This window comes from Ruegeria marina, from assembly GCF_900101475.1.
Classification (GTDB): domain Bacteria; phylum Pseudomonadota; class Alphaproteobacteria; order Rhodobacterales; family Rhodobacteraceae; genus Ruegeria_B; species Ruegeria_B marina.
In genome coordinates this window covers 171,145-195,004 of sequence record NZ_FMZV01000005.1, presented here as the reverse complement: position 1 = coordinate 195,004, position 23,860 = coordinate 171,145, and the positions used below count along the sequence as shown (strand labels likewise).

At 61.8% G+C, this 23,860-nt stretch carries 23 protein-coding genes, 1 tRNA gene and 1 pseudogene; 12 read left to right on the top strand and 13 right to left on the bottom strand.

Annotated features, from left to right (window positions below; all coding sequences use genetic code 11):
* Positions 1-14: 14 nt before the first annotated feature.
* Together BLT75_RS09390 and BLT75_RS09385 are read left to right on the top strand one after the other, a co-directional pair.
* Entirely contained in the window at positions 15-908 is an 894-nt protein-coding gene (locus tag BLT75_RS09390; RefSeq protein ID WP_093030085.1) for an alpha/beta fold hydrolase, read from the top strand.
* Complete coding sequence (locus BLT75_RS09385; RefSeq protein ID WP_093030083.1) at positions 905-1,516, top strand: glutathione S-transferase family protein; 612 nt, start codon at positions 905-907, stop codon at positions 1,514-1,516. The genes BLT75_RS09390 and BLT75_RS09385 overlap by 4 nt, the downstream gene beginning before the upstream one ends.
* A gap of 2 nt (positions 1,517-1,518) precedes the next feature.
* Here BLT75_RS09385 and ppk2 read toward each other — a convergent pair.
* Positions 1,519-2,393, bottom strand: a pseudogene (gene ppk2 / locus BLT75_RS09380) (polyphosphate kinase 2).
* A 412-nt stretch (positions 2,394-2,805) separates the two neighbouring features.
* On the opposite strand from ppk2, the gene parE reads away from it, so the two are divergent.
* From parE to BLT75_RS25075, 3 genes are all read left to right on the top strand, one after another.
* Positions 2,806-4,764, top strand: a complete 1,959-nt coding sequence (gene parE / locus BLT75_RS09375) for a DNA topoisomerase IV subunit B (protein ID WP_093030081.1) — start codon at positions 2,806-2,808, stop codon at positions 4,762-4,764.
* The gene (locus BLT75_RS09370) at positions 4,764-5,813 is read left to right on the top strand and encodes a GTP pyrophosphokinase (RefSeq protein ID WP_143028538.1); all 1,050 of its coding nucleotides are present in this window, start codon (positions 4,764-4,766) and stop codon (positions 5,811-5,813) included. Before parE ends, BLT75_RS09370 begins: the two co-directional genes overlap by 1 nt.
* A gap of 305 nt (positions 5,814-6,118) precedes the next feature.
* Positions 6,119-6,244, top strand: a complete 126-nt coding sequence (locus BLT75_RS25075) for a hypothetical protein (protein ID WP_281243142.1) — start codon at positions 6,119-6,121, stop codon at positions 6,242-6,244.
* Positions 6,245-6,315: 71 nt separating this feature from the next.
* On the opposite strand, the gene BLT75_RS09365 is transcribed toward BLT75_RS25075, so the two are convergent.
* The 5 genes from BLT75_RS09365 to BLT75_RS09345 form a co-directional block, all read right to left on the bottom strand.
* Positions 6,316-6,873: a PqiC family protein gene (locus BLT75_RS09365; protein WP_093030077.1), complete on the bottom strand. Its 558-nt coding sequence runs from the start codon at positions 6,871-6,873 to the stop codon at positions 6,316-6,318.
* Between the two features lie 3 nt (positions 6,874-6,876).
* A complete protein-coding gene (locus BLT75_RS09360; protein WP_093030075.1) occupies positions 6,877-9,291 on the bottom strand; it encodes an MlaD family protein in 2,415 nt (804 codons plus the stop codon).
* Positions 9,284-9,790 carry a paraquat-inducible protein A gene (locus BLT75_RS09355; protein ID WP_245706445.1) on the bottom strand — a complete coding sequence of 169 codons (507 nt, stop codon included), beginning with the start codon at positions 9,788-9,790 and terminating at the stop codon, positions 9,284-9,286. Before BLT75_RS09355 ends, BLT75_RS09360 begins: the two co-directional genes overlap by 8 nt.
* Before the next feature lie 92 nt (positions 9,791-9,882).
* Complete coding sequence (locus tag BLT75_RS09350; RefSeq protein WP_245706443.1) at positions 9,883-10,548, bottom strand: paraquat-inducible protein A; 666 nt, start codon at positions 10,546-10,548, stop codon at positions 9,883-9,885.
* 76 nt (positions 10,549-10,624) lie between these two features.
* Complete coding sequence (locus BLT75_RS09345) at positions 10,625-11,305, bottom strand: TIGR04283 family arsenosugar biosynthesis glycosyltransferase (protein ID WP_093030071.1); 681 nt, start codon at positions 11,303-11,305, stop codon at positions 10,625-10,627.
* An 81-nt stretch (positions 11,306-11,386) separates the two neighbouring features.
* Between BLT75_RS09345 and ygfZ the strand changes: the two genes are divergently transcribed.
* Both ygfZ and BLT75_RS09335 read left to right on the top strand, forming a co-directional pair.
* The gene (gene ygfZ, locus BLT75_RS09340) at positions 11,387-12,121 is read left to right on the top strand and encodes a CAF17-like 4Fe-4S cluster assembly/insertion protein YgfZ (RefSeq protein ID WP_093030534.1); all 735 of its coding nucleotides are present in this window, start codon (positions 11,387-11,389) and stop codon (positions 12,119-12,121) included.
* Positions 12,122-12,176: 55 nt separating this feature from the next.
* On the top strand, positions 12,177-13,094 hold the full coding sequence (locus tag BLT75_RS09335; protein ID WP_093030069.1) for an ABC transporter transmembrane domain-containing protein: 918 nt from the start codon (positions 12,177-12,179) through the stop codon (positions 13,092-13,094).
* A gap of 58 nt (positions 13,095-13,152) precedes the next feature.
* Here BLT75_RS09335 and efp read toward each other — a convergent pair whose 3' ends face one another.
* Complete coding sequence (gene efp / locus BLT75_RS09330) at positions 13,153-13,716, bottom strand: elongation factor P (protein WP_093030067.1); 564 nt, start codon at positions 13,714-13,716, stop codon at positions 13,153-13,155.
* 220 nt (positions 13,717-13,936) lie between these two features.
* On the opposite strand from efp, the gene BLT75_RS09325 reads away from it, so the two are divergent.
* Positions 13,937-14,254: a DUF6280 family protein gene (locus tag BLT75_RS09325; RefSeq protein ID WP_093030065.1), complete on the top strand. Its 318-nt coding sequence runs from the start codon at positions 13,937-13,939 to the stop codon at positions 14,252-14,254.
* A 155-nt stretch (positions 14,255-14,409) separates the two neighbouring features.
* Complete coding sequence (locus BLT75_RS09320) at positions 14,410-15,867, top strand: cobyric acid synthase (protein WP_093030063.1); 1,458 nt, start codon at positions 14,410-14,412, stop codon at positions 15,865-15,867.
* Here the strand turns inward: BLT75_RS09320 and BLT75_RS09315 are convergent, their stop codons facing one another.
* From BLT75_RS09315 to BLT75_RS09305, 3 genes are all read right to left on the bottom strand, one after another.
* Positions 15,868-16,668: a hypothetical protein gene (locus BLT75_RS09315; RefSeq protein WP_245706442.1), complete on the bottom strand. Its 801-nt coding sequence runs from the start codon at positions 16,666-16,668 to the stop codon at positions 15,868-15,870.
* 114 nt (positions 16,669-16,782) lie between these two features.
* Entirely contained in the window at positions 16,783-18,201 is a 1,419-nt protein-coding gene (locus BLT75_RS09310; protein WP_093030059.1) for a TolC family outer membrane protein, read from the bottom strand.
* A 95-nt stretch (positions 18,202-18,296) separates the two neighbouring features.
* Positions 18,297-18,950, bottom strand: coding sequence for a protein-L-isoaspartate O-methyltransferase family protein (locus BLT75_RS09305; RefSeq protein WP_093030057.1), 654 nt, complete (start codon positions 18,948-18,950; stop codon positions 18,297-18,299).
* Positions 18,951-19,155: 205 nt separating this feature from the next.
* Here BLT75_RS09305 and BLT75_RS09300 point away from each other — a divergent pair.
* The 3 genes from BLT75_RS09300 to BLT75_RS09290 all read left to right on the top strand — a co-directional run bounded on the left by BLT75_RS09300 (position 19,156) and on the right by BLT75_RS09290 (position 20,214).
* A tRNA-Cys gene (locus tag BLT75_RS09300) sits at positions 19,156-19,229 on the top strand.
* 226 nt (positions 19,230-19,455) lie between these two features.
* Positions 19,456-19,959 carry a sulfur carrier protein DsrE2 gene (dsrE2, locus tag BLT75_RS09295; protein ID WP_093030055.1) on the top strand — a complete coding sequence of 168 codons (504 nt, stop codon included), beginning with the start codon at positions 19,456-19,458 and terminating at the stop codon, positions 19,957-19,959.
* A 30-nt stretch (positions 19,960-19,989) separates the two neighbouring features.
* Complete coding sequence (locus BLT75_RS09290) at positions 19,990-20,214, top strand: sulfurtransferase TusA family protein (RefSeq protein ID WP_245706439.1); 225 nt, start codon at positions 19,990-19,992, stop codon at positions 20,212-20,214.
* A gap of 10 nt (positions 20,215-20,224) precedes the next feature.
* Here the strand turns inward: BLT75_RS09290 and BLT75_RS09285 are convergent, their stop codons facing one another.
* Genes BLT75_RS09285 through nrfD form a run of 3 tightly spaced genes read right to left on the bottom strand, consistent with a single transcriptional unit; the run spans position 20,225 to position 23,857 of the window.
* The gene (locus BLT75_RS09285) at positions 20,225-21,631 is read right to left on the bottom strand and encodes a cobyrinic acid a,c-diamide synthase CobB (protein ID WP_218128866.1); all 1,407 of its coding nucleotides are present in this window, start codon (positions 21,629-21,631) and stop codon (positions 20,225-20,227) included.
* Positions 21,628-22,647 (bottom strand): glycosyl transferase family protein, encoded by a 1,020-nt coding sequence (locus BLT75_RS09280; protein ID WP_093030051.1) that lies wholly within the window; start codon positions 22,645-22,647, stop codon positions 21,628-21,630. Before BLT75_RS09280 ends, BLT75_RS09285 begins: the two co-directional genes overlap by 4 nt.
* Positions 22,648-22,651: 4 nt before the next feature.
* Positions 22,652-23,857, bottom strand: coding sequence for an NrfD/PsrC family molybdoenzyme membrane anchor subunit (gene nrfD / locus BLT75_RS09275; protein WP_093030048.1), 1,206 nt, complete (start codon positions 23,855-23,857; stop codon positions 22,652-22,654).
* Positions 23,858-23,860 lie beyond the last annotated feature (3 nt).

The following is a 23,860-nucleotide window of genomic DNA, read 5'->3' as shown; positions in this document are numbered from 1 at the left end:
TCCCGGAGCGCGCCATGCAGACCGAAACCGTATCGCTCAACGGCCAAGGCTTCTTTCTCCGCCGCTGGGGCGACCCGGCGCTGCCGCCGCTCCTGATGCTGCACGGCTTTCCCGAATACGGCGGCGCCTGGGCCGACCTCGCCCCGCATCTCGCCCACCGGTTCCACTGCATCGCCCCTGACCAGCGCGGCTATGGCCAGAGCTGGGCGCCAGAGGGGGTCAAGCACTACGCCGCCTCGCACCTGGTTGCAGACATGGCCGCATTGGCCGAAACCCTCGGCGCGCCGCTCACCGTGCTCGGGCACGACTGGGGCGCGGCAGTGGCCTATGGTCTGGCCATGTTCCGCCCCGAGCTGGTCGACCACCTGATCATCGCCAATGGCGTACACCCGGTGCCGTTCCAGCGGGCGCTGGCGGCGGGCGGCGCGCAATCGGCGGCCTCGCAATACATGAACGCCCTGCGCGCGCCCGAGGCCGCGCAACACTTCGCCGCCAATGACTATGCCGCGCTCACCGATTTCTTCACCCGCCATATGGGCGGCCACGCTTGGCTCAGCCCCGAGCGGCTGGCCGCGTACAAGGCCGAATGGGCGCGGCCCGGACGGCTCGAGGCGATGCTGAACTGGTACCGCGCCTCGCCGCTGGTGATCGCCGCCCCCGGCCAGCCCCGTACCGATCTGCCCGCCCTGCCGCTCGACCGGCTACGCGTGCGCTGCCCGCATCTGCTGATCTGGGGGCCGGACGACCGCGCGCTCCTGCCCGAGGCGACCGAGGGGCTGGAGGAGTTCGCCCCAGACCTGACCCGCATCACCATCCCCGGCACCGACCACTGGCTGTGCCATCAGGCGCCCGACCGGGTCGCCGCCGCCATCCTGAACTGGATGCCCCAACCGGAGACTGCCCGATGATCACCGTCCACCACCTTGCCCAATCCCGCTCGCTGCGCATCCTTTGGCTGCTCGAGGAGCTGGGCCTGCCCTACGAGGTCGTCCGTTATGAGCGCGACCCCAAGACCCGCCTCGCCCCGCCCGAACTGCGCGCCATCCACCCGCTGGGCAAATCGCCGGTGATCGAGACCGACGGTATCCGGCTGGCGGAATCAGGCGCCATCGTCGATTACCTCTGCACCCGCCACGCGCCCCAGATGATGCCGCCGCAGGACAGCCCCGCCTGGGCCGAACACCTTGAACTGATGCATTTCGCCGAAGGTTCGGTGATGACGCCGATCCTCTTGAACCTCTATGTCGGCCTATTGGGCGAGGCGGGCGCGCCGCTGCATCCGCGCATCCAGTCGGAACTGACCAGCCATTTCAGCTTCATGGAAGACAGCCTGCGCCCCTCGGGCCATTTCGTGCTGGATGGGCTCAGCGCCGCCGACATCTTGCTAAGCTTTCCGGCAGGTGTAATGGCGCGGCTGGGCCGCGCGGCCGAGTTTCCCCGGCTTGCAGAGTTCGCCGCCACGATGCGGGCGCGCCCGGCCTTCCAGCGCGCGCTTGCCGCAGGCGGCGGTGACTGACCTCAGTCCTGCTTGGCCCGCTGGTCGGGATGCAGGGCGGTGCACAGGATATGCTCGGAATTTTGGATCACGTGATGCGCGCGGCCCACGATCAGCGGATCGGGTCCGCCCACCACCTCCAAGTCCTTGCCGGGATAGTCGATGGTCGACAGGAAATGCCGCATGCAGTTCAGGCGCGCGCGCTTCTTGTCGTTGGACTTGATGATGGTCCAGGGCGCATCGGCGGTGTCGGCGTAAAAGAACATCGCCTCCTTGGCCTCGGTATAATCGTCCCACTTGTCCAGGCTCGCCTTGTCGATCGGCGACAATTTCCACTGTTTCAGCGGATCGGTCTCGCGCGCGGTGAACCGGCGCTGCTGTTCCTCCTGCGTGACCGAGAACCAGTACTTGTAAAGCCGGATGCCCGAGCGCACCAGCATCCGCTCCAGTTCCGGCGTCTGGCGCATGAATTCCAGATATTCGTTCGGCGTGCAGAACCCCATCACCCGCTCGACACCCGCCCGATTGTACCAGGAGCGGTCATAAAACACCATTTCACCCACCATGGGCAGCGCCTGCACATAGAGCTGGAAATACCACTGGCCCTTTTCTTCCCGGGTGGGCTTGTTGAGGGTGACAACGCGGGCCTGGCGCGGGTCCAGGTGATCCATGAACCGGTTGAGATGCCACCCTTGCCGGCGGCGTCGCGTCCCTCGAACAGCAGCACGATCCGCTCGCCGGTCTCCTGCGCCCAAAGCTGTGCTTTCAGCAGTTCCGCCTGCAAACGTGCCTTTTCCGCCTCGTAAGGCCGGAGCGCCAACTTGCGCGCATAGGGATACCGACCGCTTTCGAACGCATGGCGCACGTTCTCGGGCGTCGGAAGCACAACCCGGCCTATCCACGCCGACCGGTGCCTCGCCGCCCCGGCGGGCGCAGCATCCGCTTGCGGAGCCGCCTCCAAGGGCGCCACCAGAGCCGCCGCCCCGGCCGGATCCCCGGCACCGACCCCGATTTCCTTGTCATCTTGTGAAACGATTGGCTTTGCTGTGTCCAAGAGTGCTGTCTCATCGCTGACGGTTCGGACTGTATGGTTAATGCGACGGGGGCAGAGCCCCTACCTGTGCCCCGGGTTTTCCGGGGCGTCCGGATTGCCGGGCGACAGGCCCGGCATGTCACTTTCGGCCCACCCGGAGCGCGGCCGCACCCGGCCAGGGACGGACGCGGAGTTGTCCACAACCCTTAGCGCCCCTCTTTCCCCCGACCACATCACCTGCCATAATGAGGTCCAACCCAAGAACAAGAGCAGCGCCATGCCCGACGATCTTCTCAGCGGAGCCCAGACCGCCACCTACGATGCCTCCTCGATCGAGGTGCTCGAAGGGCTGGAACCAGTGCGCAAGCGCCCCGGGATGTATATCGGCGGCACCGACGAACGGGCGCTGCATCACATGGTGGCGGAAATCCTCGACAACTCGATGGACGAGGCGGTCGCGGGCTACGCCAACCGGATCGAGGTGGAACTGCACGCCGACTACGCCCTGACCGTGCGCGACAACGGCCGCGGCATCCCCGTCGACCCGCATCCGAAATTCCCCGGCAAATCCGCGCTCGAAGTCATCCTCTGCACGCTCCACGCGGGCGGCAAGTTCTCGGGCAAGGCCTACCAGACCTCGGGCGGCCTGCATGGCGTCGGCGCCTCGGTGGTGAACGCGCTCTCCGATTCCATGGTCGTGCAGGTGGCCCGCGACAAGCTGCTCTACGAACAGCGCTTCTCGCGCGGGCATCCGCTGGGCCCGATCCAGCAGATCGGCGCCGCCCCGAACCGGCGCGGCACCACCGTCACCTTCCACGCCGACGAGGAGATCTTCGGCCACCACCGGTTCAAGCCCGCGCGCCTGTTCAAATCCATCCGCTCCAAGGCCTACCTCTTCTCGGGCGTCGAGATTCGCTGGAAGTCCGCCATCGACGATGGCGAAACCCCGCTTGAGGCCACCTTCCGCTTCCCCGGCGGCCTGTCGGACTACCTCAAGGAGACGCTGGGCAGCGCCTCCACCTATGCCGACCAACCCTTTGCCGGCACCGTCGATTTCACCGAGAAGTTCAACACCCCCGGCAAGGTCGAATGGGCGATCAACTGGACCCCCTCGCGCGACGGCTTCATCCAGTCCTACTGCAACACCGTCCCCACCCCCGAGGGCGGCACGCACGAGGCCGGATTCTGGTCCGCCGTTCTGAAAGGCATCCGCGCCTATGGCGAGCTCATCAACAACAAGAAGGCCGCCCAGATCACCCGCGACGATCTGCTCACCGGCGGCTGCGCGCTGGTCTCGTGTTTCATCCGCGAGCCGGAATTCGTCGGCCAGACCAAGGACCGCCTCGCCACGGTCGAGGCGCAGCGCCTGGTCGAAGGCGCGGTGCGCGACCATTTCGACAACTGGCTCGCCGCCGATACCAAATCCGCCGGCGCCATCCTCGATTTCCTGGTGCTGCGGGCCGAGGAACGCATCCGCCGCCGCCAGGAAAAGGAAACCCAGCGCAAATCCGCCACCAAGAAACTGCGCCTGCCGGGCAAGCTGGTCGATTGTTCCGCCACCTCGCGCGAGGGCACGGAACTGTTCATCGTCGAAGGCGACAGCGCCGGCGGTTCGGCCAAGATGGCGCGCGACCGCAAGACACAGGCGCTCCTCCCCCTGCGGGGCAAGATCCTGAACGTGCTGGGCGCGGCCTCCTCGAAACTCGGCTCCAACCAGGAAATCAGCGACCTGACCCAGGCGCTGGGCGTCGGCCTCGGCACGCGGTTCAACGTGGATGACCTGCGTTATGACAAGATCATCATCATGACCGACGCCGATGTCGACGGCGCCCATATCGCCTCGCTCCTGATGACCTTCTTCTTTACCCAGATGCGCCCGATGATCGACACCGGCCACCTCTACCTCGCCTGCCCGCCGCTCTACCGCCTGACCCAAGGCGCGAAACGGGTCTATTGCCTGGACGAGCGGGAACGTGACGAATGGCTGGCCAAGGGTCTGGGCGGCAAGGGCAAGATCGACGTCTCCCGCTTCAAGGGCCTGGGCGAAATGGACGCCAAGGACCTGAAGGACACCACCATGAACCCCGAAACCCGCAAGCTGATCCGCGTCACCATAGACGAGGACGAACCCGGCGAGACCGGCGACCTGGTGGAACGGCTGATGGGCAAGAAACCCGAATTGCGGTTCCAGTACATTCAGGAGAACGCGCGGTTCGTGGAGGAGTTGGATGTTTGATGGAAGTTAAAGAGTTCGAAATCTACCTCAACAACAACTATGGAAGACTTAAGCAGCTTGAGGATTCTACGCAGAAGATTGTAAGGAAGATTCTAGACGACAATGGAGTTGCTTACTTCGACGTCAAACACAGAACAAAAGACATTAAGAACGCGGTCGAAAAGCAACGCGACAAACGATACTCAAATCCAACATCAGATATGACTGACCTTGTAGGAATTCGTGTAATTGTATTCCTTGAGAGCGATATCGAAAAGGCTGAAAAGATACTAAGGGATTCGTTTTCCATTGACGAGAAGAACTGCGTCGATAAGAGGAAGAAATCCATAGACCAGGTTGGATATCGCTCTCTTCATTTAGTTTGCAGCCTTGGCGAGAAGCGCAAAGCCGTTCCTGAGTATTGTGGAATAACAGAGCACAAGTTCGAAATTCAAATTCGCACTCTGCTTGAGCATGCTTGGGCCGAAATTGAGCACAAGCAAAACTACAAGGGAACAAGAACACTTCCAGAAGAACTGCAGAGAAGGCTTATGATTCTCGCTGGAACCTTGGAACTACTCGACAACGAATTCTCTAAAATTGTCGCCGAAGCCGAAGCCTATGGCGAAATGGTCCTTGAGAATAATGTTAGCGTTCTAGATGATAATATTTCAGTAACGTCAGCTGAAACCTTACTGAACGACTTTGCCAGAACGAACAAGAAAGTTGTGCGCTCCATGCAAGCATCGAAAGACGGCATTATTCCTGAGCTCAACGAATTTGGAATAACCAAGAACTCAGAACTCAAAAACTTAGTTGAATCCGTGGGCCAAAAGGCATTACTGGCCGACGAGGACATCACATTGTTTGGATTTTATCGAAATGCGATGATGGCTGAGGACTTTGAAAAGTACTTGGGTACAGCTTACAACAATTCGTTTACTTTTATGCTGGATGAGGTTGATTTTTTAACAAATGTTTGCGGTTACAGCAAGGTCATTGAGAAGATTCAAGAGCATGGAGCCGATTTCGATTCCGTTTACTCCAAAGACGTTTATTATTTCCCTTAGCCAGCGCAATGCCAACGTGTCTAGCGTAGGATTGGAACCAGCGTAGGGTGGGCAGTCCTGCCCACCGCCCTCACATCCCCACAAAAATACCACCCCCATCCCCGTCACCCCCCTTGCGGCACCCCAAACCCCCACATAGATTCCTCCATGCAGGCGGCGGTTGACCGCAAGGCCCCGTGCCCCTGCTGCGTCGAAAGTCTCATCGCCCTGACCCCTTTGGGTCAGGCAACCCTGACACCCAGAGCAACGGCCACGCTACCCTCCCGGCAGGCATGGTGCCCGCCGGACCCGTCAGGAGAAAACCCATGTCCAAGGAAAAGAATCGCGGCAATCGCGAGGCCAAGAAACCGAAGAAGGAAAAGCCCAAGGTCCTGGCCACCGCCGGAATGGCGAAACCTGCCCCCGTTGCCGGCCGCGACAAGGCCAAGTAGCCCCTTGCAATCCAAGCGGGGCGGGATCACTCCCGCCCCTTTTGCATGCCGCCCGGGCGAGTCCGGGCGGTCTAGCCCCGCGCCACCCGGCGGGCGATGTCATTGACCAGCAGGCGCAGTGCCTCGGTCTGGGCCTGGGCCATGGCCTGTATCGTCGATGCCGACATGGGCACCGAATAGGCAAAGCGATGAGCCCGTTCCAGGTTGCCATGCGCCGGCGAGGTCAGGAAGTACTGCCCGGAAAAGCCCAGGTTCTGGCCCGGCACCCCGGACAGACGATGCACCTTGACCGTCACCTGGACATCCGCGGGCGTCTCGAAGGGCCAGGGATCGGCGGCCACCGAGGCGCTCAGCGCCTGGTCCAGCCCGGCGGCCAGCATCTCGCTCAGGGAACGTTCGGGATCGTCGGCCCAGAACCCCGCTCTGGTCGGCCGCAGAACCCCGTCTTCGCCCAGCAAGGTGATCTCGCTGTCGCTCACATAGGCGGGCAGGTCCATCCGCGAGACCTGTACCGTGCGGACGCTGGTGCGATAGGTGTCAACACCGGAAATCTCGGGCAGAAGATAACGCTCCTCGGGTGCACTGCAGGCCGCAAGTGCAATCAGGGAAACGGAAAACAGCTTTTTCATGCGTCAACGTCCTACCAGAAGGGAATTGGGCTTTCGCCGGATCGCCTCGACCAGCGCGTCCAGCGATCTGACCGTCGAACGCAGATCACCGATGGCGGCCTGCACTTCGCGATTGACCGGAGATCCCGGCCCATAAGCGCCGATGGTGGCCTCGGCGGTGTCGGCCAGTTCTTCCAGGCGCCTGGAAAGCTCCGGCAAGTCCTTGACCGCCAGCGCCACGGAATCGGCTGCGGCATTCGCGGTTTCCAGGGTGCGGTTGAGGTTCCGGACCGCGCCGCCCTCCTGCAATTCGGCCAGTACCTGCTGCACCTGCTCCAATGCGCCCGAGAGCGCGCCGGGCACCTTTTCCATGTCCTCGTTGCGCAGAAACGCATCGGCCGATTGCAGGACCTGATCCGCCGAGGTCACGACCTCGTTGAGCGGCAGGTCATTGGCCGTGGCCACCAGCCTGTCGATATCATCCAGCAGCGAAGGCAGGCCGGCGCTGGCATCCTCGACATTGGCCGCCGCCGCGCGCAGGTCGTTCAGGGCGTCAATCAGGGTTTGCGAGACCTGCTGTTCCTCGAATTTGCCCAGCGTATCGTTGACCGAACCCGCGGCGGTTTCAATCGACGCCAGGGTTTTTTCCGCCTGTTCCAGGGCAGCGGAAAGCGTTGCGGGAACGCGCTTTACGTCATCCTCCTGAAGAAACGCATTGGCGGTTTGCAAGACCTCTCCGGCCGAGGCCACCACCTCTTCGAGCGGCAGTGCATCCGCCTTGGCCACCAGCCCGTCAATACTGGCAACGAGACCCGGTAGTTCCACGCTGAAATCCGAGACATAGGTGGCTGCCGCGCGGACCTCTTCGAGCGCCGAAACCAGTTTCTGCACCCCTTCCTGCCCATTGAACCGGTCCAGCACGGCATTGACCGAAGCCACGGCCTGACGCAGATCGTCCGGCAGCGCCCGCAGGCTTTCCGACGCGGCCACCGAATTCACGTTGTCCAGCACGCTCCGGATATCCGCCGGCAAGGCTCGTGTATCGCCATCGGCCACGATGGCGTTGACATTTTCCAGCAGCATGATGGCGCGTTGCATCAACTCTTCGACCGGCAACGCAGCCACCCGGTCCAGCACGTTCTGCGATGCGACGGCCAGGGTGTCGGGCGGTGTCGGCAACGACGGCATGATCGGGAAAGGCGCGGACTCATGGTCGATGGCGGCAGGTTCAGCCTGATCGTCCTCGACCAGTTGCACCACCAGCCCGCCCGAGAACAACGACGCCGGCATCAGCCTTGCCCGCAGCCCGCCCCGTTCGACCATCGTGGACAAGAGCGACAGGGTATCCTCTGCTGTCCGAACGTCCTGCAGCCCGAGACGAGAGGGTTCGACCGTGTAGATGACCTGCATCCGGATCTCCGGAGAGCCGCCTTCGACTTCTTCGACCTGCGCCGTCAGGTGCTTCACCTGCCCGACCTTTACACCGCGAAACAGGACTTCGGAGCCAACCCTGAGGCCGCGAACCGACCCTTCGAAATTCGACATCACCTCGACGGTTGCCTGAAGCGAATCCCCCAGCAAGCTGTCGCGGGCGGAGGCTTCGTCCGGATACAGATCGAACACGGGCCGGCGACCGACGGTTTGTCCACCGGACATCGGCGTGTCGAATGCAATCCCGCCCTGCAAGAGCGACGCCAGGCTGTCCACTTTCAACTGCACACCGCCCTCGCCCAGTTCAAGGCCGATGCCGGATACATTCCAGAACCTGGTGCCAGAGGTGATCATCCTGTCGTATGGCGCCTCGATGAAACCGCTGATCAGAACCGAGCCGCTGAGCGGATCGAACCGAACCGCAGCGACCTTGCCCATGGGCACGCCCTTGTGGAGGATCGGCGCCCCGACCGAGACCGAGCCGCTGTCGGGCGAGACCAGTACAACAGCCCTGCCCTTGGTCCCCGGCGGTACCGCCGGAGCAGTTGCCTCGGCAATGAATTCGCGGGCCTGGGGACCGGGTTCCGCATCCCAGTCGGCGGCGATGTAAGACCCTGAAAGCAAGGTGTTCAACCCGCTGATACCCGCCGGCCCGACACGCGCCGTCACCAGCCAGAACCGGGTGCCGGTATCAAGGTACCGCGCCAGGTCGCGATTGATCTCGGCATGGGCAACAACCTGTTCAAGGTCATCGCTGAACTGAAGAGACTGCACCGTGCCGACAACGACCTCCCGGTAGCGGATCTCTGTCTTGCCCGGCTCGATCCCGGTTGCGTCGGCAAATGCGATCCGGATCGGAATGTCTCTGGTCGAGTAGCTTTGCCAGACAAGCCCCAGCGCTCCGGCCACGGCAGCCACCGGCACCAGCCAGACCAGCGAAATGCTGCGCCAACCACGTTCGCGCCGGGTCTTGATCTCCGGCTGCGTGAGCGTCGGGTCGTCATTCATTCTCTACACCATCCCAGATCAGCCTGGAGTCCAAGGCCTGCGCCGACAGCATCGTGCAAATCACTGACAGCGCAAAACAGATCGCTCCAACTCCGGGCAGAAACGCCAGGATCGCCCCCAGATGCACCAGACCGGTCAGCAAAGCCACCACAAAGACGTCAATCATCGACCAACGCCCGATGAACTCCACAAATTCATAGAGCAGATGCCGCACGCGCCTGTCGAGTTGCCAGTGAAACTGGATCGACAAGGCGAGAATCGCGATCACCAGAACCTTGAACGCGGGGATCACGAAACTTGCCAGAAAGATCACGCCGGCAACCAGGTAATCGCCGGATTCCGCGAACACGACAATTCCCTCTAGGATCGTGTGCCCCTCTTCATGGCCGAACACCTCGTTGCTGATCAACGGATAGAGATTGGCCGGGATCAGGAAGAACACCCCCGTCACCAGCCAGGCCCAGAGCTTTTGCAGGCTGTTCGGCAGGCGGCCGTGCAAGCGGGCCCCGCAAGTCCGACAAGACCGGGATCCCTTGTCATGGACCGCCCCACAATTGTGGCAACCGATCCAGCCCATGTCGCGCGCCCGCATCACGAATTGCGCCCTCCGATCATGGCCCAGATCGTCCAGCGGCAGACCGAGGCGTTCTTGAGCGCAAGAACCAGCACCATGACGCAAAATATCCAGAACGCCGCCCCGAAGCTCACCCGCGCCAGCCCCGCGACCTTCACCAGGGCCACACCGGTTCCGATGATGAAGACCTCGGTCATGGCCCAGGGGCGGATTGCTTCGGCTAGGCGAAAAACATGGCGCGCGGCCCTGGGCGCACGGTTACGGCGCAGCCCCCAGACCACATAGACCAGCGCCGCCGCGCGCAGCATGGGAAGCCCTATCACGAACATCGCCACCGCGATTGCCAGCAGCATGTACCACCCATGTGCCAGTTCACCGATCATCCCGAGGATGGATATTTCGTTGGCAAGGCCCTGCCTGGACAAGGTGAGAAAGGGAAACCCCAGCACGGCCAGCATCAGGATGGCCGAGGTCAAGGCAAGGGCCAGCGTACGGTCCAGCGTGTCCCGGCGCGGCGCGATCAAGGCGAAATGACAGCGTTTGCAGCGCGCGACTTGCCCCGGAGCAACCGCAGCCGCAACATGCAAGGTGTCGCAGGACGGACAGGCGATCAGCCCGTCGGGGTCCGACGCAAAAAGCGCCCGCCAGGCTTTCTGCTCATGCTCTGCATGATTGTCCTGCATTCTCGCCGCTCCAACAGCAATCGGCATCTGCGCCAGTCCCCGTCATTCTTGCCGATACACCGGCACGGACAAGTCCTTATCGCCTGTAGGACTTCTCCAGACGCTCGGGCGACACCCCTGCAAAGTAGCGCGCGAGAGTCCAGAGGTTTCGTGCACCCCGCCGAATCCAGCCGCCTTTCAGGTATCGCTCGGCCCCGGTGACGACGTGCAATGGCAGCAGAACGGGCGCAATCGGCAAGGCGCGGACCAGATGCACGTCCTCCATCAACGGTTGGTCGGGATAACCGCCCGACTTTTCGTAGTCGGACTTGCGCAGCAAGAGCCCCTGATCACCGTAAGGCAAATGGAACACTTGCGTCCGCAGATTGGCCCAGCCCGCGACCAGACGGGGCGCAAGCCCCCGGGCCCTGAAGGCCAGCCTGAACGCGGCTGGCGATTTACTGGACATCGTATGGGCCATCACGACCTCGGCCCAGCCCGGATCGGGCACGGAGTCCGCATGCAAAATCAAGAGCCATTCTGCCCTGGCCGCCGCACATCCACGTCGCAGTTGCCCGCCGCGCGACGGCTGGCCAAGGATCACTTCTGCTCCGGCCGCCTCGGCAATCTCCCTGGTGCGGTCGCTTGATCCCCCGTCACTGACGATCACTTCACGAACAAGGCCCGAGGGCAGCCCCTCCATCAAGGCTTCGAAGACGCGGGCAAGCGTACCCTCTGCCTGATAGGTGGGGATCACGATGCTGAGTATGGCAGGCAAACACTCTCTCCTCTGGCCTCTGGTCAGTCAGGCGGGTTCTCCTATATCACGAGGTTCATGGCGATGACGAGGACCACCAAAATGCCAACCCGACGCATCCTTCGATTGACCGGTTCCGAGGCCGAGAGCTTCCTTCAGGGTTTGGTCACCAATGATGTTCGCAAGCTGGACGCGGGCTTGGTCTATGCCGCGCTTTTGAGCCCACAAGGCAAGTACCTGGCGGATTTCTTCCTGAAACGAGACGGTGAAGGCGTCCTGCTCGACGTCGCCGAGGAACTGGCCGACGGTTTGGCAAAGCGCCTGTCCATGTACAAGTTGCGCGCTGACGTGACCATCAGCAACAGCGGCCTGCACCTGCAACGGGGTACCGGACCCGCTCCCGACGGCGCCCTGCCCGATCCGCGCCACCCTGACCTGGGATGGCGCGCATATACGGATGCAGAGGAAAGCGACGACGGCAGCGACTGGGACGCGATCCGGGTCGCCCATTGCATTCCCGAAACCGGCATAGAACTGACAGGTGACAGCTATATCCTGGAAGCCGGCTTCGAGGCGTTGAACGGTGTCGATTTCCGCAAGGGCTGTTACGTCGGGCAGGAAGTCACGGCCCGCATGAAACACAAGACGGAACTGCGCAAAGGTCTGGCGCAGGTTTCGGTCGAAGGACCTGCAAGTCCCGGAACCGAAATCACAGCAAATGGAAAACCGGTAGGCATGCTGCACACGCGGGCCGGCAACCACGCGATCGCCTATCTGCGTTTCGATCGGACGACCGGAGACATGCAGGCCGGAGAGGCCCGGGTACAAATGCCCTGATTGATATTTTTTGCACCGCACGGCAGGATCCCGCAAAAGTCGCAGGGGAACGGGGATGTTACAGCTTTATGCCGCGATCTGGCGGGTCAATGCGCGCCGGCAGGTGGTGCTTATCCTGTTATCCCTGGCCATTGCCGCGCTTGCCGCAGTGCCGCTTGAATTTCAACGGGACATCGTCAACCATCTGACAGAGGCGTCGATCGACACCAGCCAGCTGTATCTCCTCGGGGCGGGCATGGGTGCGGTGATCCTGCTCAGCCTGTTCCTGAAATTCCTGTTGGGGTTTCTTTCCGGGTCTATGGGTGAACATGTAATCCGATTGCTCCGCAAGCGTCTGATCTCGCGCGCGGTTGCCGGGGACCACCACATGGGCCAGGGCACTCTGACGGCCGCGGTAACTTCCGAGGCCGAGGAACTGGGCAAATTCGCTGGTGGCGCCTTTGCCGACCCGGTGGTGCAAATCGGCACGCTGATCAGCGTGATCGGCTATATTTCATCCACCCAGCCCGGGCTGGGTCTGATCGCGGTTTTGATGATCTTACCGCAGATCGGCGTCGTCCTGTTGTCGCAGACACAAGTGAACCGTTATGTCGCGCACAGGGTAAAACTTCTGCGCTCTGCAAGCGACCAGCTGAGTTCACATGACATCGCGGCCGTGGTCGCCGAGGTCGAGACCAAGTTCGACGAGATCTACACCACTCGCCGCAACATGTTCCTGTGGAAACTGTCCACAAAATTCGTTCTCAGCGCGATCAACGGCGCGGGCACGGTTGCCGTGCTGATGCTGGGCGGCTTGCTGGTACTGCAAGGACGGACGGATGTCGGAACGGTGGTGGCCGCTGTCAGCGGCTTGGGGCGGATTCAGGGTCCCTCGACGTTTCTGATCGCATTTTACCGTCAGGTCAGCGCAAACAGAATCAAGTTCGAGCTCTTGCGAGACTTGATCGGCCAGGGTGAGGCCACACCCGGATAGGCCCCAAAAGAAAAAGGGCCGCCACAAGGACGACCCTGAAACTCCGTGTGACGCGACGTTATGCGCGCTCGGAATACTCCATCGTCTCGGTGTTCACGATGATCATTTCATCCTGTCCGATGAACGGGGGAACCATGACCTTGACCCCGTTGTCCAGAAGCGCCGGCTTGAAGGAGTTGGCGGCAGTCTGGCCCTTCACCACCGGCTCGGTCTCGACGATCTTGCAGGTGACTTTCTGCGGCAGGGTCGCGTTCAGCGCCTCGTTCTCGTAGAACTCGACGAGAATGGTCATTCCATCCTGAAGGAAGGGCCGCCGCTCACCAAGAAGTTCGGCAGGCAATTCGATCTGTTCATAGGTTTCCGCATCCATGAACACCAGCATCCCATCGGATTCATAGAGAAATTGCTGGTCTTTCTGTTCGAGGCGGACACGCTCGACCTTGTCGGCCGACCGGAAGCGCTCGTTGAGCTTCGTGCCGTTGCGCAGGTTGCGCAGTTCGACCTGGGCAAACGCGCCGCCCTTGCCGGGCTTCACGTGGTCGACTTTCACGGCCGCCCAAAGGCCACCGTTATGCTCCAGAACATTGCCTGGGCGGATTTCGTTTCCGTTGATCTTGGGCATGACATAATTCCTTCACACGACGGTTGATGCACCCATTTGCGCCCCTATATCTGGCGGGACGATCCCTGGCAAGACAACGACACCTAGTGCTGCACACGCAGCAAGATATGCAAGAGATGCAAACCATCTATGCAATTAAAGGGTATCCGAATCGTGCCCGATCAGTCATAAGGAACGCCACGCCGAAAATTGCAAGAGCAAGAACAACAAGGAAGACGAGATGAAAGATTTCGTTGACGGCACTGCCTACAACAACGAGCAAGGCAACCGTGCCCGGAAACTCTTTGCGGCCGTTGTGTTGGCCGCGCTGGACGACGCCATCGCCGATGACAAGAAATACGGCAATGGTCCCGAACAGATTGCCCGCTGGGCCCGGTCGCGCGACGGGCGCGAGGTGCTGAGCTGTGCCGGTATCGACCCCAACGAACGTGTGGTTCGCGGGCTTATGGAATTCGTGGGCCGCGGTGTGCGGACCTCGGTCGCGCTGTCGCGCGAGGAAAGCGAGCGTCGCAACGCCGCACAGGCCGAAGCCGCCTGAAGCAATTCCGGTTCATGACAAAAACGCGCTCCGTGGGGGGGCGCGTTTTTTCTTGAGTCCCCGCGTGACGGGAACCGGTTGGCGAATGCCGCCGCGGGACTGTTCAAGACCCGGTTTTTCGGATCATCTGCCGATACCTTAGTTTGGGAGCATGCATGGTTCGCGCGATCATGATTCAGGGAACCGGCAGCAATGTTGGCAAGTCCATGCTGGTGGCCGGGCTTGCGCGTGCCTTTTCCAGGCGGGGATTGCGGGTTGCCCCGTTCAAACCGCAGAACATGTCCAACAATGCGGCCGCGACCGAAAACGGCGGCGAAATCGGGCGCGCCCAGGCGCTTCAGGCGCGTGCGGCGCGACGTGTTCCGCACACGGACATGAATCCCATCCTGCTGAAACCAGAGACGGACACCGGGGCGCAAATCATCGTTCAGGGCCGGCGCGCGGGCACGATGAAAGCCGGAGATTACCGAAAGAACAAGTCGCATCTTCTTGAGAAGGCGATGGAAAGCTTTCACAGATTATGTGCAGATGCCGACCTTGTACTGGTCGAAGGCGCCGGTAGCCCGGCGGAAACCAACCTGCGGGCGGGCGACATTGCCAACATGGGATTCGCCTGTGCCGCCGGGGTGCCCGTGGTTCTGGTGGGGGATATTCATCGCGGCGGGGTCATTGCCCAGATCGTGGGCACACAAGCCGTTCTGGACGCTGAAGACCTGGCGCAGGTTCGCGGCTTTGCCGTCAACCGGTTCAAGGGGGACATCACCCTCTTCGACGAGGGGCGCGACGACATTGCCCGGCGGACCGGCTGGCCATGCCTGGGCGTGGTGCCCTGGTTCAACGATGCCTGGCGCCTGCCCGCCGAAGACATGATGGACATACGTTCAGCCGCAGGCGGTGCCTGCAAGGTGGCGGTCCCGCAACTGGAGCGGATGGCGAATTTCGACGATCTCGATCCGCTGGCCGCCGAGCCGAACGTGACAGTCGAGATCATCGCGCCGGGCCGCCCCCTGCCCGGCGACGCCGACCTCGTGCTCTTGCCCGGCAGCAAGTCAACCGTCGGCGATCTGGCCTTTTTCCGCGCCCAGGGGTGGGATATCGACCTCTACGCCCATGTCCGGCGCGGCGGCCATGTGCTTGGCCTATGCGGCGGATACCAGATGCTGGGCCGGAGCATCGACGACCCGGAAGGAATCGAGGGCCGCCCGGGCAAGACCGAAGGGCTGGGCCTTCTGGACGTCCAGACGGTGATGACCAGCGAGAAACAGGTGACCCTGCGCCATGCCGTCGCGCTGCCCGGTCGCGAGCCCGTCAGCGGCTATGAAATCCACATTGGCCGCACCGATGGACCCGATTGCGCACGCGCCTGGCTGGAAATCGACGGGCGCCGCGAAGGCGCCGCCTCGGCCGACGGCCGGATCCGGGGAAGCTACCTGCATGGGCTGTTCAGTTCGGACGCGTTTCGGGCCCGATATCTGGGAGATCTCGGCTACGAGTCGCTGAGCGGATACGAGGATGGGGTAGACTCGGTGCTCGACGCCCTGGCCGACCATGTCGAGGCGCATCTTGACCTTGATCTGCTTCTGGAAATGGCCGAACCCCCGCGCCTGCGGTGATCACTCGAATTCCTGAGCCGTAAGCGCCCGATGAATCTCCCTGCGCACCAGCTTGCGCACGTTTCTCGTGATCCGTTCGCCCAGCGCGCCCTGAAGCTCCTCGCGGACGATATCGGCAACCAGTTCACGCAGGCTTTCTTCGTCGAGATAACCGTCTTCCGGCGACAAGATCGAACGCTCGTCGACGATATCGTGCTCTCCGGATTCGAACTCATCTTCCGTTTCGTCACGCGGTACGGGATCGAAGCACGCCAGCTTGTCGGCTCCATCGGTCTGGGGATCAGGCGTCGCCTCGCGCTCCAGGTGATCCTGCCATTCCATCGCCGCGCCGCGCGTTCCGGAATAGGCTTCTTCACTCAACCCGTCAGGCTCCCAATCATCATCGGTCTGGGCGATGACGGCTTCCAGCACTTCTATTCTGGCGCTCAAGGTCGTTTCGGGTTCAGCCTCATCCTGCTCATCGAGAGGGACGTCAAGGGCTTCGTCACCATGGGCCTGTTCGGCAAACGCTTCAGGTTCCTTGGACTCCGCAAGGTCATCAATGTCTTTTCCGGCGGCTTCGGCCGCTGAATACAGTGTCGCCTCCGGGTTGCTCCATGGAGCGACCGGCTCCCGTTTTTCCGTAGCCTCCTGACGATTCTCTCGATCCGAGACGGCCGAGGCCTCGGACACGTCTTCGTCCCGGTCCGCGACCCGCAATGCCGGCGTCAGCACCAGCTTGCCCGGTCGAGCGGTAGAGACGCTGGTTTCGCGCGTCTCAAGCCGACCTTCTTCGCTTACCAATCTGCGGATCGAGGACAATACATCCTCGATCTCTACTGTCTTTGCAGGATCAGACATGTGTTACTACCACTCTTGGCCTCGTAGTCGAGTGTAGCGAAGATCCGACAATCCGACAACCGATGGCGAGGATTGTTATTTCTTGCCCAGTGCTTCCAGGACACGGTCCAGATCGCGACTGCGTTTCGAAATGGCGGCGGGAGCATCCTTGACCAGGTTATAGTAAAGCGTGGGGTCGTAGATCTGAACCGCCAATCCAAGGCGTTCCGCAGTCAGCAGCCCCTGGGCTACGAGCAACTGGTAAGCGGCCAGAGATCGCTCGGTCTGGGCAGAGACCTGCGACAGTTGGGCATCAAGCAGATCCTGCTCGGCGGTCAGCACATCCAGCGTGGTCCGCGCCCCCAATGTGGCTTCCTCCCGGATACCATCAAAGGCAACCTGCGCCGCACGCACCCGTTCGTTCGAGGCCGTAAGGCTCGCAGTCGCAGTCTGGAACCGCACATAGGCGTCGCTGACATCCTGTGTCACATCTCTCTGGACATTCAGCAGATTGGCCCGCGAGGCATCCCTCTGCGCCATCACGCGCCTGATCTGAGCGTTCAGCCGACCGCCGGCATAGATCGGCTGTGACAGGATCACGCGCGCCGACGCGGTGTCGCTGAAGTCCGTTCCACCAAAGTCATCGTTGAACCCGACATTGGCTTCGAACTGAACCGTCGGGCCAAGGCTGGCACGCTGGCGTTGAACCCCCAGGTCAAGTGCGCGTACCTGGTGCTGCGCCGACAACAGGGATGGATGGTTGCGCTGCGCCAACGCTTCGGCATCGGACTCGGACCGGGGCAGGCTCGGCAATCTAGGCTGACCCGAGGTTCGGCCCGGGTGGCGTCCGACCGCATTGATGTATTCGGCATGAGCAGTCGTGAGAGCCCCGTTGGCATCGGCAAGATTGGCACGTGCATTGGCCAGACGGGATTCCGAGAGTGCGACGTCGGTCCGGGTGACCTCGCCCACTTCGAACCGATCCTGAGAGGCCCGCAATTCCTCGCCCAGAAGCCGCACGGCGTTTTGGCGGATCGCGACGGTTTCTTCCTGCAATAGCACGTTCAGATAGGCCGTGACGGCGCGGAACAGAACCTGCTGTTCGATCTGCAGCAGTGCTTGCCGGGTCGACAGGACCGTTTCCTGGGCCGCCTGCTTACCCAGAACAGACGCACCGCCATCATAGAGCAGCTGCCTCAGCTCCAATCCGGTAAAAAATCCATCCGGGTGTGACGTTGTCGACGCGAGCGCGTTTCCGGATCTCGTGTAGCTGCTTTCCAACCGCGAGATCCAGTTGATGATCGGGCGCAGGGCTGAAAGGGCGATGGCGACGTCCTCGTCGGCAGCCCGCAAAAGCGCCCGGTTCTGCTCCAGAAGACCACTGGTGTTATAGGCGCCGATCAATGCGTCGGCGATATTGTCCGCTGCCGCCGGTTTCGGAGCCAAGGCGAGCATGGCCACGCTTGCCGTCAGCGCGGCCAATCCAGACAATCGTCCCGTTAGCCTTCCCAGCATGAATTTCGCCTCCAATATTCATTTTTATGCCTGTAACGCCGAGCATGACGCCATGACCGGAAAAAGCAAGGCCTGTGCCCGGTTTCACCGCTGCCTCAGAGGACGAATTCCTTGGCACGTTGGAATCCGGGCAACACCGGAGCCGTGGCGTTGAACACGAACCGCCAGGAAACCTGACCGCCGACCTTGAGCCCCAGACGAACCGCGCCCAGCGTGCCTTCCATGAACAAAGCGACAATACGGCCGCCGTCCTTCAATTGGGAGATCAGCGTTTCCGGAACCGATTCGACTCCCCCCTCGATCAGGATCACGTCATACGGGCCATGTTCCGCCGCGCCTTGGGTCAGCGGCCCGTTGTGCACGACAGCATTGTCGACACCGGCCTCCGTCAGCAGGCTCTGCGTCTCGTCAGCCATCCCCTCGTCCTGCTCCACAGCGATGACCAGCTGTGCCAGCCGCGCAGACACCGCAGCCGAATAGCCCAACCCGCTTCCGACATCCAGGACCACTTCGTCCCCGGCGATATTGGCGGCATCCAGCATCTTGGCAAAGGTGCGCGGTTCCAGAAGAGAACGTCCGCCTCCCAATGGCACCAAGACGTCGGCATACGCCGCTTCGCGTTGCGCATCAGGAACAAAACGCTCGCGCGGGACCGTCAGCATCGCCTGGATTATCGGGAACTTGGTCACATCCGAGGGGCGGACCTGGGTATCCACCATCATGCGGCGGCGGTCATCGAATTCGGTCATATCGACGCTCTCTTGCAAATTTCCTATGCGGCTTTTGCCACAACGACACAGAAGCGGCAACGTCCCATCGCCGCTCCATCCGCGGCAGAGCAGCGCGACCGGCGCGAAACCGGCCCGTTGTCATCATCAAATAGTTAAAACAAGCACAGCAGAGGACTTGCACCGGCCAAGACCATCATATAGACCGCAACAACCACAGCGGCACGGCGAGTTGGCGGAGTGGTGACGCAGCGGATTGCAAATCCGTGTACACCGGTTCGATTCCGGTACTCGCCTCCATCACATTGCAACTCCCTTGAAGTTGACAGAGCCGATGTGGCGGCCGGGTGATGCGCATGCGCGGATGTGCCGGGGCAGGCCGAAAGTTTTCCCGGCTTTCATCCCAAACGATTTGTTGCAGCTTTCGGCGCGCTTTGCGCAGGGTCCGATCGCAAAGCAGGAAAACATATACATTCAGCTATATGAATGCTATTCTAGGTCAGGCAGCGGGATTAGGGAGGAACGCATGCTTGACACACAGAACCTCGACAATGCCAAGAGCATGTCGATCATCGTGACCAAGGGATCTCTGGACTGGGCCTACCCGCCCTTCATCCTGGGCACGACCGCCGCCGCGATGGATGTCGAAGTCACCATGTTCTTCACCTTCTACGGACTGACCTTGCTGAAGAAGGACTTGAACCTGAAATTCACCACGCTCGGCAATCCGGCGATGGAAATGCCGATGATGGGCATGCACATGCCGATGCCGAACATGATCGGGATGGTGCCTGGCGTCGGCGCCGCGGCCGGCAAGATGATGAAGAACCTGATCAAGAAGAAGGGCGTCGCCTCGATCGAGGAGCTTCGCGAGGCGGCAATCGAGTCCGAGGTCAAGATGATTGGATGCCAGATGACGCTCGACCTTTTCGAGTATGACCGCAAGGACATGATCGACGAAATGGAGATCGGCGGGGCCGCGACTTACATGGAAAAGGCGCTTCGCTCGGATATCAACCTGTTCATCTGACAAGACAGCAGTCCAAAGGGAGGAATACGATTGGCGGACCAGACACTCAACGCGGAAGGGCTGAACTGCCCCCTGCCGATTATCAAGGCCAAGAAAGCGCTCAAAGGCATGAGCGCGGGGCAGATTCTGGAAGTGCGCGCGACCGATCCGGGATCGGTCGCAGATTTCGCGGCCTTCTGCAAGCAGACCGGCAATGAACTCATGAGTTCGAGCAGCGAAGGCGACATCTACCGGTTCGAGATCAAACGCGCCTGAGAAAGTGTGTTCAGGCCGATCCCCGCGCCGATGGCGCGGGGATTTTCGTTTCACGGCAAGCCGCGACGAAACCGAGAAACCGGGCAACCCAAGGTGTCGCCGCGGTATTTCGCAAGTGAATGAAACCCGCGGTGGTGTTTGACTTGACCACCCCATCGTGTGTGCCGTCGATGCCCCGACCGCGCAGGATACGGCGCGCGAACCGGCCGGATGTCATGTTTTCGAGGCTGGCATAGTGAAACTCATGCGCTTTCGTCTCTGCCGCACCCGCTGACCAGAGCGCGGTGTTCGTGGCAGCAAACCGCACATAGCCCCTGCCCTGCGGCCGCGCATGCATCACCGCGTCGGCCTCAATAAATCCAACCATCGGGCGGGTCTCGTCCCGCCAGCTTATGGAACGGCACAGATACATGAGCCCGCCACATTCCGCATAGGCGGGCAAACCACACTCCAGTGCTTCTCTGACCGACCTGCGCATCGCGACATTCGCCGACAAGGCGCCCATCTGCGTTTCAGGAAAACCGCCCCCGATGAACAAGCCATCGATTTCCGGAAGCCCGGGATCACGAAGCATGTCGATGGGGACAAGCTGGGCGCCAAGCGCTTCGAAGGCTTCCAGATCATCCGGATAGTAGAACCCGAAAGCCGCATCCCGCGCGATGCCGATCTTCAGGCCCGCACCGACACCGCGCAAATCTGCCGCTTGAGCGTCAGCAAGCTTCAGTTTGCCGATGCGCTTGGCAGCACCCGATACGCGGTCAAGATCGACCGAACTTGCGATGATGCGCGCAGCCCCCTCAAGAAACTCCTCCACACCCGAAAGCTCGGCCGGCACCGTCAGCCCAAGGTGACGTTCGGAGATATCGAGTTCCGGGGTCTCCCGGATTGCTCCCAGGACATCGAGATCGGTGTAGCTTTCGACGGCCTGCCGAAGTTTGCGTTCATGGCGCGTTCCACCCGTTCGGTTCAGGATGACGCCGGCGATTTCCAACCCATGATCGAAGCCGACGTAGCCCTGCAACAAAGGGGCGATGCCGCGGGTCATTCCCCTGGCGTCGATCACAAGCACCACAGGGGCGCCAAGAAGATGCGCAAGCGCGGCATTGCAGTCTTTTCCCTCCGGGTCGAACCCGTCGTAAAGCCCCTTGTTGGCCTCGATCAAAGCCAGATCGCTGCCAGCGGATTTTGCCGCAAAGAGCCGAAGGATTTCTGGCCGGGACATGGTGTTGAAATCGAGATTGTAGGCTGCGCGTCCGGCCGCGCGGGAAAGCCACATGGGGTCTATGTAGTCAGGTCCCTTCTTGAAGACCGAAACCGTTTCGCCACGCCGCCCGAACGCCGCGGCCAGCCCCGCGGACACAACCGATTTGCCCGACGACTTGTGGGCCGCCGAAATCATGAGGCGGGGCACGGTCACAGCGGCCCCCGCAGGAATGTCCGGTCGCGCGCCTGCCACATGTCGGCTGCCATTTCGTCGGCTTCCGCCATCGCGCCGGCACGCCCCATGGTCCGTAAGGTGAGCGCCAGCGTGCCAATGATCGAAGCCTCGGCATAGGCGTCCGACTCATCGCCGCTCCAGACGGCAAACAGGCGATGCGGCTCCATTTCCGTGTCGGCAGGCTGATGCGCCTCGCCGAGAAGCGCGGGCCAGGTTTCGACAATCGGCTCGGCGGCTCCATGCGTTGTCCAGACCTGCGTCGGCTTGTTCGGGCGCCGTTCGATCTCGCCGCCCTCTCCACGGAACACCGCCGCATGCGGCTGGCCCAGGATACGCGCCGCACCGGAATGAATGTCCATGAAGCCGCGATGAAATATCCCCTGCATCATGGCTGGTGCATTGAACGGGTTGATCATCCGGGTAAAGGAATGCACCGGCGAGCGCAGGCCGAAGACCGGGCGCAATTCGATCAGGTGGCGCAGAACCGGGCTCATCACCTCAAGCGGGATATAGGTGAAGCCGCGCGTCTCGACCTGAGCCGCGGCCTCGCACAGGCTGGAAGCCACCGGCATGCCCAGCATCTCGATCACCCCGCGTGTATATACCCGGCCCGGTGTATGCCCTTCGGTCCCATGCATCACGACGCGGCTCCCCCGGCTGACCAGGGTCATCACCGACAACACGAACCAGGGCAACTGGATGCGCTTGCCCGCGTAGGAGGACCAGTCGAGATCGACCTGTGGCAGAGTCTCGGGCAAATCCAGCCTTTCGCGGGCGGCCCGGGCAAAGCCGGCGATTTCGTCGGGAGATTCCTCCTTCAGGCGAAGCAACATCAGGAATGCCCCGATCTGTTCGGGCAACACCTGCCGGTCCAGGATCATGCGCATCGCATCCAGCGCCTCGTCATGGGTCAGATGCCGTTGCTTCGTCTTGCCGCGCCCCAGGATGGCAACGAAGCGGGAAAACGGGTGCGGCGCCATCGGATCCAGCAACATCGGCTCAGACCTTTGTAACCGGATTGGTATCGGACAGGTTCGACGGAAGGATACGCAGGATCTTGGCGGCCACCCCCGTTGCAAGCAACGCAAAGGCCACGCCCCCCAGCCCCAACAGGATTTCCGGCAGTCTGGGGGAATAAGCGGCGATTTCGCCATCGAAAAAGCCGGACGTCACCGCGTAACCGGGGAACAACTCCATCGGATAGGCCTGCCCACCGATGACGATGACATAGATCTGGCCCAACCCGCCAAGGATCACGAGACCGCACACCAGGGCCGCCAGGCCCGGTCGGTTCACCCGGCCGGAATAGATCATCATCAGCGGAACCAGCCCGCCAAGGAAAACCTGTACGCCCCAGAACAGCCCGGTATAGACCCCGCCGTCCCGCAGGATGAAGCGTTCGAACCCTGCGTGTTCCGCCGCGTAGAGGTTGGTCAGGTGCTGGACCAGGGTGAAATACAGCACCACGGCGACGAAAAGACCGAGCAGCCGGATCATGCCGGCAATCCGTTCCGGCCCCAGGACACGTCCGCTGAGGGCGCAAAGCGCCTGTAAAACAACGACATAGACCGCCAGCCCCAGCGCAAGGGACATGGCGATGAACAGGGGCGCCATGATCGCCGCGTCATAACCCGGCCGCGCCACCAGCCAGCCAAAGATCGAGCCCGTACCGGTCGTGAGCGCCAGTCGCCAGACAAAGGCCAATGTCCCGACCGGCCTGGTCCACCGGGGATGCACGGTCCGGTCCATCTGGACCCAGAGATAGACGGCCACCACCGCAACGAACCCGGAATAGAGCAGGATGTTCCAGGTAAAGATCGAGCGGAAGTTGAAATGGGTGAGTTGCACCAGCAATCGGTCCGGGCGCCCCAGATCGAGCACCAGGACCAGAAGCCCCCCCGCCAGCAACGAGATCGCCAGCACGCCCGACAATCGCGACAGGGGCTTGTACGCCGCATTGTCAAAGACGCTTGCCATCGACGCCACGTTCAGCGCCCCCGAGGCCGCCACGATCAGGAAGATTGCAAACACATGCGGCATCCCCCAGACGATCTGGTTGCTCATGCCGGTCACGACATGACCGTTGTGCTCGACATGGAGAAAGGCCGCCAGACCCGCCGCCAGAAATGCGCCCAGCACCAGGCCCGCGCTCCATACGGCCCGCGTTGCGGGAACCTCCCTGTACAATGTCCGGTCAATCGCCATGGC